Raw genomic sequence first — 13,926 nt, 5'->3', positions numbered from 1 at the left:
AGCGGTTGTGCCGCAGTAGCAGGCATTCTGTAGCATTGGTCGGCGCGCCGTGGGTGCGTCTTTGCTTTATCAGATGGAGAGCGCTATGGCTTGGAATGAGCCGGGTGGCAACTCGAATAATCAGGATCCTTGGGGTGGTAAACGCCGCAATAATGGCGACCGCAAGGGGCCACCAGATCTCGACGAGGCCTTCCGAAAGCTGCAGGAAAGCCTGAATGGGTTGTTCGGTGGTGGAAAAAAACGTGGTGGTGACGACGGCGGTCGCACAAGCAAGGGCGGCGGCTATGGCCTGCTGGGCCTTGGTCTTGTGGTACTGGCGGCGGTCTGGCTGTACAGCGCCGTATACGTGGTGGACGAGCAGGAGCAAGCCGTGGTGCTGCGCTTCGGCAAGTACTACGAGACTGTCGGCCCGGGCCTGAATATCTACTTCCCGCCGATCGACAAGAAGTACATGGAAAACGTCACGCGTGAGCGTGCCTACACCAAGCAGGGCCAGATGCTGACCGAAGACGAGAACATCGTCGAAGTGCCGCTGACCGTGCAGTACAAGATCAGCAACCTGCAGGACTTCGTGCTGAACGTTGATCAGCCGGAAATCAGCCTGCAACACGCAACCGAAAGCGCCCTGCGCCACGTGGTGGGTTCTACCGCCATGGACCAGGTGCTGACTGAAGGTCGTGAGTTGATGGCCAGCGAAATCAAGGAACGCCTGCAACGGTTCCTCGACACTTATCGCACCGGTATCACCGTGACCCAGGTCAACGTACAGAGCGCAGCTGCACCGCGCGAAGTACAGGAAGCCTTCGATGACGTGATCCGCGCCCGTGAAGACGAGCAGCGTTCGCGTAACCAGGCTGAAACCTACGCCAACGGTGTTGTGCCGGAAGCCCGTGGTCAGGCCCAGCGTATCCTTGAGGATGCCAACGGTTATCGTGACGAAGTGGTCTCCCGCGCCAAGGGTGAGGCGGACCGCTTTACCAAACTGGTTGCCGAGTACCGCAAGGCACCTGAAGTTACCCGTGAGCGTCTGTACCTGGACACCATGCAGGAAGTCTTCAGCAACACCAGCAAGGTTCTCGTGACCGGCAGCAAAGGTGGGCAGAACAACCTGCTGTACCTGCCGCTGGACAAGATGATCGAAGGTGGTCGTAGCAGCACCAGCGCGCCGTCGACCAGTTCGAATGCCGCTGCCAATGAAGCGAGCGCACGTGCGGCCGCTGACTTGCTGCAACAGCAAACACGTACCAGGGAGAGTCGTTGATGAGCAATAAATCGCTGACAGCCCTGATTGTGGGTGTCGTCGTGGTCATCGCTGCCTGGAACTGCTTCTACATCGTGTCTCAGACCGAGCGCGCGGTGTTGCTGCAATTCGGTCGTGTGGTCCAGGCGGATGTCCAGCCGGGTTTGCATGTGAAAGTCCCCTACGTCAACCAGGTGCGCAAGTTCGACGGCCGCCTGATGACTCTGGATGCACCGACACAGCGCTTCCTGACCCTGGAAAAGAAAGCCGTGATGGTTGACGCCTACGCCAAGTGGCGCGTCAAGGATGCCGAGCGTTTCTACACCGCGACTTCCGGCCTCAAGCAGATTGCCGACGAGCGTTTGTCGCGCCGTCTGGAATCGGGCCTGCGTGACCAGTTTGGTAAGCGCACCCTGCACGAGGTGGTCTCTGGCGAGCGTGACGCGCTGATGGCTGACATCACGCGTTCGTTGAACGCCATGGCCGAAAAAGAGCTGGGCATCGAAGTGATCGATGTTCGGGTCAAGGCCATCGACCTGCCGAAGGAAGTGAACCGCAGCGTGTTCGAACGTATGAGCACCGAGCGTGAGCGTGAGGCTCGTGAGCACCGCGCCAAGGGTAACGAACTGGCTGAGGGGATCCGTGCGGATGCCGACCGTCAGCGTCGTGTACTGCTGGCAGAAGCCTATCGCGAGTCTGAAGAGGCCCGTGGTGATGGTGATGCCCAGGCTGCGGCGATCTACGCCAAGGCTTATGGCCAGGACCAGGAGTTCTACGCGTTCTACCGTAGCCTGCGTGCCTACCGTGAAAGCTTCGCGAACAAAACCGACGTCATGGTGTTGGACCCAAGCAGCGACTTCTTCCGCTACCTGGAAAAGTCCAAGTAATCAGCCTGTGACTCTGTAGGACGCACTCCGTCGGGCGGCTAAAACGCCTGGCGGGGTGATCCTTTCAGAAAACGGGTGTATGATGCGGCAGCCGGGAAATTCCCGGCTTTTTTGCGTCTGCATGTTTGATTCGGCAGGCGTGACAGGTTTTTCGAGGAATGTGCCCGACGAGGCCGCTAGCAGGCCGTTCGTCACGTCGCTCTTGCGCGTGGTTTATGCAGGGGGCGGGCATTTTCTGCTTCACTCAAGGCTCGGCCGAGGGCTGGCCGCCCGGATCAAAGGGGAATGGCGTAATGGCAACGGTAGACCGCTGGCTGCTGCCAGATGGCATCGAAGAAGTACTGCCACCAGAAGCTGCGCGCATTGAAGTAGCGCGCCGCCAGGTGTTGGATCTGTTCCAGAGCTGGGGTTACGAGTTTGTCGTGACCCCCCATATCGAGTACCTGGAATCCCTGCTGACCGGCGCGGGCCAGGACCTGGATCTGCGCACCTTCAAGGTCATCGACCCGCAATCGGGCCGGCAAATGGGTTTCCGTGCTGATATCACGCCGCAAGTGGCGCGCATCGATGCGCACACCTTGCGTCGCGAAGGCCCGAGCCGCCTTTGCTACGCCGGCAGCGTGCTGCATGCACAGCCGCGCGCGTTGTCGTCTTCCCGTAGCCCGATCCAGTTGGGCGCCGAGTTGTACGGCGATGCCAGCCCGAGCAGTGACGTTGAAGTGATCAGCTTGATGTTGGCCATGCTGCAATTGGCTGATGTGCCGGATGTGCACATGGACCTGGGCCACGTGGGTATCTACCGTGGCCTGGCCCGTGCGGCCGGTTTGTCCGGTGAAGTGGAGCAACAGTTGTTCGATGCCCTGCAGCGTAAGGCCATCGACGAAGTCATCGCCCTGACCGAAGGCGTGCCTGCGGACCTCGCCGGCATGCTGCGTGCGCTGGTGAACCTGTGCGGCGGCCGTGAAGTGCTTGTGGCTGCGCGTGAGCGCCTGGCGAATGCCCCGGCCCCGGTTCTGGCTGCATTGGACGACGTGCTGGCGATTGCCGAGCAGTTGTCGGCGCGGTTCCCGCAGTTGCCGCTGTATTTTGACCTGGGTGAATTGCGCGGGTACCACTACCACACGGGTGTGGTGTTCGCCGTGTTTGTACCGGGTGTTGGCCAAGCCATCGCCCAAGGTGGTCGTTACGACGACATCGGCGCCGACTTCGGTCGTGCGCGTCCGGCCACCGGTTTTTCCACCGATTTGAAAACCCTGGTGACCCTGGGGCGTGCTGAGGTCGAGCTGCCGTCTGGTGGCATCTGGATGCCCGACAGTACGGACGCAGCACTCTGGCAGCAGGTTTGCCAGTTGCGCAGTGAGGGTCAGCGTGTCGTCCAGGCCTTGCCTGGACAGCCATTGGCCGCCGCCCGTGAAGCGGACTGCGACCAGCAATTGATTCTGCAGAACGGGCTTTGGCAAGTATCGCCACTGGCTTCTTGAGTTTTCCTGCCGGCCATCGCCGGCACCAAGTTTGCGCGAATGAGGACAAGTGTTATGGGTAAGAATGTCGTAGTCCTGGGCACCCAATGGGGTGATGAGGGCAAAGGCAAGATCGTTGATCTGCTGACCGAACATGCCGCTGCCGTAGTGCGCTACCAAGGTGGCCACAACGCTGGCCACACCCTGGTCATCGATGGCGAAAAAACCGTCTTGCACCTGATCCCGTCGGGCGTACTGCGCGAAGGCGTGCAGTGCCTGATCGGCAACGGCGTGGTGGTTGCACCTGACGCCCTGCTGCGCGAGATCACCAAGCTGGAAGAGAAAGGCGTACCGGTGCGTGAGCGCCTGCGTATCAGCCCATCCTGCCCGCTGATCCTGTCCTTCCACGTTGCGCTGGACCAGGCCCGTGAAAAGGCCCGTGGCGAGCTGAAGATCGGCACAACCGGTCGCGGCATCGGCCCGGCCTACGAAGACAAGGTTGCACGCCGTGGCCTGCGTGTGGGCGACCTGCTCAACATGCCGCGCTTTGAAGACAAGCTGCGTGAATTGGTGGATTACCACAACTTCATGCTGGTGGGTTACTACAAAGAGCCAGCCATCGAGTTTGAAAAGACCCTGGCCGAGTGCAAGGAATACGCTGAGCTGCTCAAGCCGCTGATGCTGGACGTGACGGCCGAGCTGCACGACCTGCGTCGCGCTGGCAAGGACATCATGTTCGAGGGCGCCCAAGGCTCCCTGCTGGACATCGACCACGGTACCTACCCGTACGTGACCAGCTCCAACACCACCGCTGGCGGCGTTGCGACGGGTTCGGGCGTTGGCCCGATGTTCCTGGACTACATCCTGGGCATCACCAAGGCCTACACCACTCGTGTAGGTTCGGGTCCATTCCCGACTGAACTGTTCGACGAAGTCGGTGCACACCTGGCCAAGCAAGGTCACGAGTTCGGCGCAACCACCGGCCGTGCGCGTCGTTGCGGCTGGTTCGACGCCGTTATCCTGCGTCGCGCTATCGATGTGAACAGCATTTCGGGCATCTGCCTGACCAAGCTGGACGTACTCGACGGCCTGGAAACCATCAATATCTGCATCGGCTACAAAGATGCAGAAGGTAAGGACGTCGCTCCGACTGACGCGGACAGCTACGTAGGCCTGCAGCCTGTGTACGAAGAAGTGCCGGGCTGGACTGAATCGACCGTGGGTGCCAAGACCCTGGAAGAACTGCCAGCTAACGCTCGTGCCTACATCAAGCGTGTTGAAGAACTGATCGGCGCGCCGATCGACATTATTTCGACAGGTCCGGACCGCAACGAAACCATCGTTTTGCGGCACCCGTTCGCTTAATAAGCTGTTGATGTAAAAAGCAAAGGGCGCCTTCGGGAGCCCTTTGTCGTTTCTGCCTGCCAAGCGGCACGCCCCTTGCTTGGGTTCTCTCTTTCGCGGTGCTATCAAATTAATGGCACCCGTGGTGGAGGGATTCCCGATGTCTGCCGTTCTCTCATTGTTACAAAGCCGTCTGTTGCGGCCGGTGTTCGTTACCCTAGGTATCGCCCTTTTGGTGCAGGTGTTGGTTGCGGTCGCTCTGACCCGGAGCACAGTGACTGCATTGGAGGCTGATTTGGGCAATCGCCTGGGCGTTGATAGCCAGAAGCTGTCTGGCGAGTTGGCGCAAGCTGGCAAGGAAGTCACGTCGAGCCTGGATAGTCTTTCCACCAGCACCCGTCAACGTTTGACAGCGGGGCTCTCTACCCGTTTGCAGGACGAGCAGAAGCAGCTGCGTGCAACCCTGGAAAAAGACCTGAAAGATTCCGCCAATGACATGGCTCAACTGCTGGCCTCAGTGGCGCCGCGTGCCATGTGGGACAGTGACGTGCCGACGCTGTCGGAGTTTGCCCGGCGCGCACAGCGCAATCCCAATGTGTTGTTCGTGGTCTATGACGATGCGGCGGGCGAGCATTTGACCCGCTACCTGAACCGCGAAAATCCGATCAACAAGGCCCTGTTGGAAAAAGGCCAGGGCGACCGCGCCCTGGACAAAGTCTTGAACGCGGCCAAGAACGATCCGTCGGTGTACTACGTCGAAGCGTCCATCAGCCCCAATGGCGTGGAAATCGGCAAAGTGATCATGGGGGTGTCGACGGCCTCGGTAGAGGCCGACCTGGTCGAGTTGGACAAGCGTTTTGCGGCACTTATCGCCAGCAGTGATCAGTTGGTCGGCGACAGCCTCAAGGGCGCCGCCGCAGACAGCGCGACAGCCATGGGCGCGCGCCTGCAGTCGGCCCAAGCGACAGCGACCCAGATGACCGCCAATACCACCAGCGCCGTACAGGAAGCCGCCGGCACGCTGCGTTGGCGTATCGGCATGGGGCTCGCTGTCGTCGGGTTTGGCGTATTGCTGCTGATCGCTATCGTGCTGAGTCGCCGCGTGGTCAATCGCCTGAAGTTGCTGATTGCAGCCATGGATGACCTGGCAGCGGGCGAGGGTGACCTCACCAAGCGCGTGCAGATCAACAGCAAGGACGAAATCGGCGACATGGCCTCGGCGGTCAATCGCTTTGTGGATAAGTTGCAGCCCATCGTGCGTGAGGCGGGCGATGTGGCCCAGCGCACTGGCGTGGAAATCGGCGCGATGACCTTGCGCAACGCTGGCGCCGATGCAGCGGCAGGCTTGCAGCGCGACGAGGTCGCCGAGAGCTTGCGCGCGCTGTCGCAGATGGCTGACGAGGCTCAAGCCGAAAGCCACGCCATGCAGGCCGCGTTGCAGCAGGTGGTGGATATTCGCCAGGCCACTGATGAGAACTCGCGCACCTCGGCGGAAGTCGGTGGCTTGATCGAGGCGTTGGCGGGGCAGGTGCAGGCGGGTTCCAAGGTCATCGAGCGGTTGGCCCAGCAAAGCGAGCAGATTGAGGTGGTGCTGACGGTCATCCACGGCATTGCCGAGCAAACCAACTTGCTCGCGCTGAACGCCGCCATCGAGGCGGCGCGTGCAGGTGAAACCGGGCGAGGTTTTGCGGTGGTGGCGGATGAGGTGCGCGCCCTGGCCAGCAAAACCCAAAGCTCCACCGGTGATATCCAGGCGCATATCGTGGCGTTGCAGCAGGGCGCGCGTGAAGCCGTGGAAACCATTGGCAAGGCCGGGCGACAGGCCAATGAAGGTTTGCTAGTGCTGCGCGACAGTGTGCGCTTGCAGCAGACGGTGCAGGCCTCGGTTGAGCAGGTGCACGCGGCAATTGGTTTGGCGACTCGCGCTGCTGAGCATCAGGCGCAGGGTGCGCATGCGGTGCGTGGCCGGGTCGAGGTTATTCATGCCCAGGCCGAGCGGGCGGCGCAGGCTGTTGTGGAGACGACGGCCAGTGGCAAGGTGTTGGATGGGTTGGCGGCGCAGTTGAAGGCGAGCTTGGGGCAGTTCAGGGCCTGAGGTTGCCTGATCTGGCCTTATCGCAGGCAAGCCAGCTCCCACATTTGGAATGCATTCCAATGTGGGAGCTGGCTTGCCTGCGATAGCGGTCTCAGCGACTCAGATACATCCGAGTCGTAAGCAGATAAACCGGCAACCCCGACACCAAAATCAACAACGTCGCATAAGGCGCCGCCGCCGCGAACTCCACATTCGAGGTGTGCGCCCACACCGCCGTCGCCAAGGTGTTCAACCCCGTCGGGCTGAGCAGCAACGTCGCCGTCAACTCCTTCATCGCATCCAGGAACACCAGCGCAAACGCCGCCCCCAATGCCGGGAAGATAATCGGCAACGTGACTCGGCAAAACGCGCTGAAAGACGACGCGCCCAGCGTACGCGCAGCTTCTTCCAGTTGCGGTGCCGCCTTGTTCAGCGCCGTGCGGATCGGTGCCTGGGCCAGCGGCAAAAATAGCAATGCATAAGCGATCAGCAACAAGGCGGAGGTCTGGTACAGCGCTGGTACGTAATGCAGTGCGAAATACACCAAGGTCAGCGCAATCACCAAGCCGGGCAGGGCGTGCAGCAGGTAAGGCAGGCGTTCGGCCCAGATCGCCAACTGGCCCTTGTAGCGCACGACCAGCAGGCCAACCGGCACCGCCAGTACCAGGCACAGCGCTGCGCCGCCCAAGGACAGCGCCAGGGAAGACAGCAGCGCCTCACCAATCTCGGCCACCGGGAATGCTGCCGACGAGCCCACTGCCAGCCAATAGCCGAGCATCCCCAGCGGAATCCCGCTGCCGATGATCGCCAATACCAGGCAATACACCTGGCCGAGCGTGGTCCACTTGCCCAGGCGAACCTGCTCGGCATGCCGCGCCGCGCCCTGGCCGATGCGTACGTGTCGACCTTTGCCGCGTGCGCGCAGCTCCAGCCATAACAGGGTCAAGCACATCACCAGCAGCACCGCCGAAAGCATCGCGGCATTCGCGTTACTGAACTCCAGTTCGAATTGTTGATAGATCGCCGTAGTAAACGTCTGCAGGCCGATGATCGACAATGCGCCGAATTCCACCAGCATATGAAGTGCAATCAGCAGTGCTCCGGCCAGCAGCGACGGCCATAAAAGCGGCAAGGTGATGCGGAAAAATACACCCCAGCGATTCAGGCCCAGCGTGCGGGCCGACTCTTCAAGTGAGGGGTCGAGATTGCGCAGGGTTGCCGCCACCGGCAAAAACACCAATGGGTACTTCGATAGGCTCATCACCAGTATCGCCCCGCCGAGCCCTTCGAAATTAGCGCTCAGCGAGACCCAGGTAAAGCTACTCACGAACGCAGGTACCGCAAACGGCAGGCAGAGGATCACGCCCCAAATGCGACGCCCTGGCAGATTGCTGCGTTCCAGCAGCCAGGCCAGCGACAGGCCGATCACGCCGCACGCCACTGTTACGCCGACCATCAACGCCAACGTGTTGCGCAGCAGCCCGAACACGTAAGGCCGCCATAGCAGGTGCACCGCTTCGGCCCAGCCCGCTTGCCAGGCTTTAGTGCCGACATACGCCAATGGCAGCAGGCTCAAGCCCACCAGGAAAAGGACGGGAAGCAGCAGCCAGATCGAAGGCCGTTTGCGCCTCGGGCTGAAACCCCCGCGCAGGGCGGGGGCGGGTAGCGATGGGTTCATCAGTTCAAGCCAACGTCACGTTCCAGGTCCAGGGCTTCTTCGGCGTTGCCCAGGTCGGCGGGGGTGACTTTCGGTGGTTGCAGCTCGCTGAACGGCTTAAGGCCACGGTTGGACTCCATGCCTTTGCGCAGTGGGTATTCAGCCGAGGTATTGGTGATCACGCGTTGGCCTTCTTCGCTGGCCATGAACGCCAGCAGTTGCTGAGCTTCTTTCGGGTGCTTGCTGGATTTGAGTGCGGCAGCCGAAGACACGGTGATCAGGCCGCCGACATCGCCGTCGGTGAAGTAATGCAGCTGGGAGTCCAGGTTGGTTTTTTCTTTCTTCAGGGCGAACCAGTAGTAGTTGTTCACCAGCACCGTGGCTACTTCACCATTCTCGACGGCTTTGAGGGCGACCATGTTGTTGCTGTACACCTTGCCGAATGCGCGCAGGCCGGTCAGCCATTCTTCGGCAGCTTCACGGCCATGCAGCTTGATGATCGCCACGGCCTGCTCTTGGAATGCGCCGCTGGTGGGCACGAAGCCGACCTTGCCTTGCCACTCAGGGTTGGCGAAATCGAGTACCGACTTGGGCAGGTCTTTCTCGGCGATCAATTTCGGGTTGAAGGCTACGACGCGGGTGCGGGCGGTCACGCCCATCCAGTCGCCGTTGCTGCCGACATAATCCTTGGGCAGTACGTCTAGGGTGCTGGCGTCGATCTTGGCCAGCAGGCCTTGTTCGCCGAGTTTGTTCAGCGGCGGCGATTCTTCGGTGTAGATCACGTCGGCCGGGGAGCGGTCACCTTCTTCCACGACTTGGCTCGCGAGCTGGTTGCTGCTGCCTTTGCGTACGTTGACGTGGATGCCGGTCTTGGCTTCGAAGGCTTTGGCGAGTTCGTCGCCGACTTCTTTGTGTTGGCCGTTGTACAAGGTCAGGGAGATCTTGTCGGCGGAATAAGCGGCGGGCGAGAGCAGGGTCAGGCCAAGCAGGGTGATGGTCAAGCCACGCAGAAGGGATGTCTTGAGACGGGTATCGCGGATCATCATCCGGGGTTTTCCTCACTTGAGTGCAACAAATCATTGCAAGGATAAACGATAAAGTTTCTCAGGTGCGGACGAGGGGGGAAATCGATGGGGAAGTTTTTAAACCCGGGAAACGAAAAAACCCGCTTTCGCGGGTTTGATCTGAATTTGGTGCCCAGGAGAAGACTCGAACTTCCACGACCTTGCGATCACCAGCACCTGAAGCTGGCGTGTCTACCAATTTCACCACCTGGGCAACATCAACAACGTTGCTGTCGTCGATGGCGCGCACTATACGGAGGGCATGTTGGGCTGTAAACCCCCGCCATGAAAAAATCCTGGAAAATTTCGCCAATGGTCGTGCAAGGTGTTCATCGGGGGCTGCAAAGGGCTTTTAAAGGCTTGTTGACGTCTGAAATTTCCCGTTTCAATACGCGTATGCCAAACTAACCCGCATATAGACAAGGTGAAAACTCTCTAATGGCCGATTGGCAGTCCCTCGATCCCGAGGCCGCTCGTGAAGCGGAAAAATATGAAAACCCTATTCCTAGCCGTGAACTGATCCTGGCGCATCTCGCCGATCGGGGTTCGCCTGCTAGCCGTGAGCAGCTGGTTGAAGAATTCGGTCTGACCACCGAAGACCAGCTCGAAGCCCTGCGCCGCCGTCTGCGTGCCATGGAGCGCGACGCTCAACTGATCTACACCCGCCGTGGCACCTACGCGCCTGTGGATAAACTTGACCTGATCCTGGGCCGCATCGCCGGTCACCGTGACGGCTTCGGTTTCCTGATCCCGGACGACGGCAGCGACGACCTGTTCATGAGCCCGGCGCAAATGCGCCTGGTGTTCGATGGCGACCGTGCCCTGGCGCGTGTCTCTGGCCTCGACCGTCGTGGTCGCCGTGAAGGCGTGATCGTCGAAGTCGTTTCCCGTGCTCACGAGTCCATCGTCGGTCGTTACTTCGAAGAAGGCGGCATCGGCTTTGTTGTGCCGGATAACCCGAAGGTCCAGCAAGAAGTGCTGATCACCCCGGGCCGCAATGGTGCTGCCAAGGTCGGTCAGTTTGTCGAAGTGAAGATCACCCACTGGCCAACCGCGCGTTTCCAGCCACAAGGCGACATCGTCGAAGTGGTCGGCAACTACATGGCGCCAGGCATGGAAATCGACGTTGCACTGCGCACCTACGATATTCCTCACGTCTGGCCTGAGGCTGTGCTCAAGGAAGCCGGTAAGCTCAAGCCGGAAGTGGAAGAGAAAGACAAAGAAAAACGCATCGACCTGCGCCATCTGCCGTTCGTCACCATTGACGGTGAAGATGCACGCGATTTCGACGATGCGGTCTACTGCGAAGCCAAGCCTGGCAAGTTGCGCCTGTTCTCCGGCGGCTGGAAGTTATTCGTCGCGATTGCCGACGTGTCCAGCTACGTGAAGATCGGTTCGGCCCTGGACAACGAAGCCCAGGTGCGCGGCAACTCGGTGTACTTCCCTGAGCGCGTGATCCCGATGCTGCCTGAGCAGCTGTCCAACGGCCTGTGCTCCCTGAACCCGAAAGTCGACCGTTTGGCCATGGTGTGCGAGATGACCATCTCGAAAACCGGCGAAATGACCGACTACCAGTTCTACGAAGCGGTGATCCACTCCCAGGCGCGTCTGACCTACAACAAGGTCAGCACCATCCTGGAAACGCCGAAGACCAGCGAAGCCAAGGCCCTGCGTACTGAATACGCTGGCGTGGTGCCGCACCTCAAGCAGCTTTACTCGCTGTACAAGGTGTTGCTGGGCGCACGTCACACCCGTGGCGCGATCGATTTTGAAACTCAGGAAACCCGGATCGTCTTCGGTTCCGAGCGCAAGATCGCCGCAATCACCCCAACCACGCGTAACGATGCACACAAGCTGATCGAGGAATGCATGCTGGCGGCCAACGTGGCCACCGCTGAATTCCTGAAAAAGCACGAAATTCCCGCGTTGTACCGGGTGCACGACGGCCCGCCGCCGGAGCGTCTGGAGAAGCTGCGCGCGTTCCTCGGCGAGTTGGGCCTGTCCCTGCACAAAGGCAAGGACGGCCCGACGCCGAAGGACTACCAGGCATTGCTGGCGAGCATCAAGGACCGTCCGGATTACCACGTGATCCAGACCGTCATGCTGCGCTCTCTGAGCCAAGCGGTGTACAGCGCCGACAACCAGGGCCACTTCGGCCTGAATTACGAGGCGTACACCCACTTCACCTCGCCAATTCGCCGTTACCCGGACCTGCTCACGCACCGGGCGATCCGCAGCGTGATTCATTCCAAGCAGAACACCCCGCACGTCAAGCGCGCCGGTGCCATGACCATTCCGAAGGCGCGGATCTATCCGTACGACGAAGCGGCCCTGGAACAGCTGGGCGAACAGTGCTCCATGAGCGAGCGCCGTGCCGACGAGGCCACCCGCGACGTGGTGAACTGGCTCAAGTGCGAGTTCATGAAGGATCGCGTCGGCGAGTCGTTCCCTGGTGTGATCACCGCGGTGACTGGTTTTGGCCTGTTTGTCGAGCTGACCGATATCTACGTCGAAGGCCTGGTGCACGTCACCGCCTTGCCGGGTGACTACTACCACTTCGACCCTGTGCATCACCGCTTGGCGGGCGAGCGCACCGGCCGCAGCTTCCGTTTGGGCGACACCGTGGAAGTGCAGGTCATGCGCGTCGACCTCGACGAGCGCAAGATCGATTTCGGTATGTCCGATAAGCCTGCTGAATCGCCGGGCAACCGTAAGAAGCGTGGCAGCACGCCGACTGCACCTGCCAGCAAAGGCAAGGGCGCTCCCGCGAAAGCGGCTGAGCCCGAGCCAGCCAAGGCGGGTCGTCGCTCGTCTGCCAAGGACAAGGCCCCCGAAGCCTACCGCCCAAGCGACGCCGCGGCGAAAAACGCCGAGCTGCGCAAGAGTCGTGAGTTGAAGCAGCAGCTGCTTAACGAAGCCAAAAGCGGTGGTAAAGCGGCGTCTGGGGGAAAGTCCCACGGGGCGGAAAAACCGTCGAGCAAGCCAAGTAAACACCGTAAAGGCCCGCCAAAAGCGGGTTCGGCTCCCGCGAAAAGCGGCGGGTCGCGCAAACCTAAGGCCAAGTCATGAGTCTGGAAAAAATCTACGGCGTGCACGCCGTAGAAGCACTGCTGCGTCACCACCCTAAACGCGTCAAGCAGGTGTGGTTGGCAGAAGGTCGCAGCGAGCCGCGTGTACAAGCGCTGGTTGAGCTGGCCACCCAAAACAAGGTTGCCATCGGCCAAGCCGAGCGTCGTGAAATGGACGTATGGGTTGAAGGCGTTCACCAGGGCGTGGTGGCGGACGTAAGTCCGAGCCAGGTCTGGGGCGAGGCAATGCTTGACGAGCTGCTCGACCGTACTGAGGGCGCGCCGTTGCTGCTGGTACTCGACGGCGTGACCGACCCGCACAACCTTGGCGCCTGCCTGCGTTCGGCGGATGCTGCCGGCGCGCTGGCGGTGATCGTGCCTAAAGACAAGTCGGCTACCTTGACGCCCGTGGTGCGTAAAGTCGCCTGCGGCGCGGCGGAAGTGATTCCGCTGGTGGCCGTGACCAACCTGGCGCGCACCCTGGAGAAACTCCAGCAGCGCGGCCTGTGGGTCGTGGGCACGGCGGGGGAGGCCGAGGTCAGCATTTATGACCAGGACCTCACCGGCCCGACCATTCTGATCATGGGTGCTGAGGGCAAGGGCATGCGTCGCCTGACCCGTGAGCATTGCGATTACCTGGTGCATTTGCCGATGGCCGGTAGCGTCAGCAGCTTGAACGTGTCGGTTGCCACTGGCGTGTGCCTGTTTGAGGCCCAGCGTCAGCGTGGCGCAAAGGCCAAGGCCAAGCCGAAGAAGTAACAACGTCTGGCGCAGGTCAAAATGTGGGAGCGGGCTTGTGTGGGAGCTGGCTTGCCTGCGATAGCATCACCTCCGTATTACTGAAAGACCGAGGTGTCTGCATCGCAGGCAAGCCAGCTCCCACAGAAGTCCAGCTCCCACAGTTGCTTGTGGTGTTTGGGTGATTGCTCAAATAATCACCAATCACCTTGCACGCATCCTCCCCCTTCTCTACAATTGCGCCCCTTGCCTTCCTGGCAGGCACTGATGTGCCTCCCTGCGGCAAGATCCATAAGTGTCATTCACTCCTTGTCTGACCGTTTTTGAGCGGCAGGCTACAACCCGTAAGGAGCATTCATGCGTCATTACGAAATCATCTTTTTGGTCCACCCGG

General features: G+C 60.6%; 8 protein-coding genes, 1 tRNA gene and 2 pseudogenes. 8 read left to right on the top strand and 3 right to left on the bottom strand.

Annotated features, from left to right (window positions below; all coding sequences use genetic code 11):
* Positions 1 to 85 precede the first annotated feature (85 nt).
* The 6 genes and pseudogenes from hflK to CFE47_RS31860 all read left to right on the top strand — a co-directional run.
* Positions 86 to 1,261, top strand: coding sequence for an FtsH protease activity modulator HflK (gene hflK / locus CFE47_RS24325; RefSeq protein WP_185705093.1), 1,176 nt, complete (start codon positions 86 to 88; stop codon positions 1,259 to 1,261).
* Positions 1,261 to 2,127: a protease modulator HflC gene (hflC, locus tag CFE47_RS24320; protein ID WP_065900122.1), complete on the top strand. Its 867-nt coding sequence runs from the start codon at positions 1,261 to 1,263 to the stop codon at positions 2,125 to 2,127. The genes hflK and hflC overlap by 1 nt, the downstream gene beginning before the upstream one ends.
* Positions 2,128 to 2,420: 293 nt before the next feature.
* Positions 2,421 to 3,608, top strand: coding sequence for an ATP phosphoribosyltransferase regulatory subunit (locus CFE47_RS24315; protein ID WP_185705095.1), 1,188 nt, complete (start codon positions 2,421 to 2,423; stop codon positions 3,606 to 3,608).
* Positions 3,609 to 3,662: 54 nt separating this feature from the next.
* The gene (locus CFE47_RS24310) at positions 3,663 to 4,952 is read left to right on the top strand and encodes an adenylosuccinate synthase (protein WP_010213605.1); all 1,290 of its coding nucleotides are present in this window, start codon (positions 3,663 to 3,665) and stop codon (positions 4,950 to 4,952) included.
* Between the two features lie 112 nt (positions 4,953 to 5,064).
* A pseudogene (locus CFE47_RS31865) lies at positions 5,065 to 6,120 on the top strand (methyl-accepting chemotaxis protein); the annotation flags it as partial.
* Positions 6,121 to 6,510: 390 nt separating this feature from the next.
* Positions 6,511 to 7,026, top strand: a pseudogene (locus CFE47_RS31860) (methyl-accepting chemotaxis protein); the annotation flags it as partial.
* Positions 7,027 to 7,117: 91 nt separating this feature from the next.
* Here the strand turns inward: CFE47_RS31860 and CFE47_RS24300 are convergent.
* The 3 genes from CFE47_RS24300 to CFE47_RS24290 all read right to left on the bottom strand — a co-directional run bounded on the left by CFE47_RS24300 (position 7,118) and on the right by CFE47_RS24290 (position 9,940).
* On the bottom strand, positions 7,118 to 8,683 hold the full coding sequence (locus tag CFE47_RS24300) for an ABC transporter permease (RefSeq protein WP_286840979.1): 1,566 nt from the start codon (positions 8,681 to 8,683) through the stop codon (positions 7,118 to 7,120).
* Complete coding sequence (locus CFE47_RS24295) at positions 8,683 to 9,708, bottom strand: iron ABC transporter substrate-binding protein (protein WP_185705101.1); 1,026 nt, start codon at positions 9,706 to 9,708, stop codon at positions 8,683 to 8,685. Before CFE47_RS24295 ends, CFE47_RS24300 begins: the two co-directional genes overlap by 1 nt.
* Positions 9,709 to 9,853: 145 nt before the next feature.
* Positions 9,854 to 9,940: transfer RNA gene (locus tag CFE47_RS24290), tRNA-Leu, on the bottom strand.
* A gap of 224 nt (positions 9,941 to 10,164) precedes the next feature.
* Here CFE47_RS24290 and rnr point away from each other — a divergent pair.
* Both rnr and rlmB read left to right on the top strand, forming a co-directional pair.
* Positions 10,165 to 12,795 (top strand): ribonuclease R, encoded by a 2,631-nt coding sequence (rnr, locus tag CFE47_RS24285; RefSeq protein WP_185705102.1) that lies wholly within the window; start codon positions 10,165 to 10,167, stop codon positions 12,793 to 12,795.
* Positions 12,792 to 13,553, top strand: a complete 762-nt coding sequence (gene rlmB / locus CFE47_RS24280; protein ID WP_003188074.1) for a 23S rRNA (guanosine(2251)-2'-O)-methyltransferase RlmB — start codon at positions 12,792 to 12,794, stop codon at positions 13,551 to 13,553. The genes rnr and rlmB overlap by 4 nt, the downstream gene beginning before the upstream one ends.
* Positions 13,554 to 13,926: the final 373 nt, after the last annotated feature.

The organism is Pseudomonas sp. PGPPP1 (assembly GCF_002255865.1).
In the GTDB taxonomy this organism is placed as follows: Bacteria; Pseudomonadota; Gammaproteobacteria; order Pseudomonadales; family Pseudomonadaceae; genus Aquipseudomonas; species Aquipseudomonas cremoris.
This window is presented reverse-complemented; position numbering and strand designations above follow the sequence as displayed.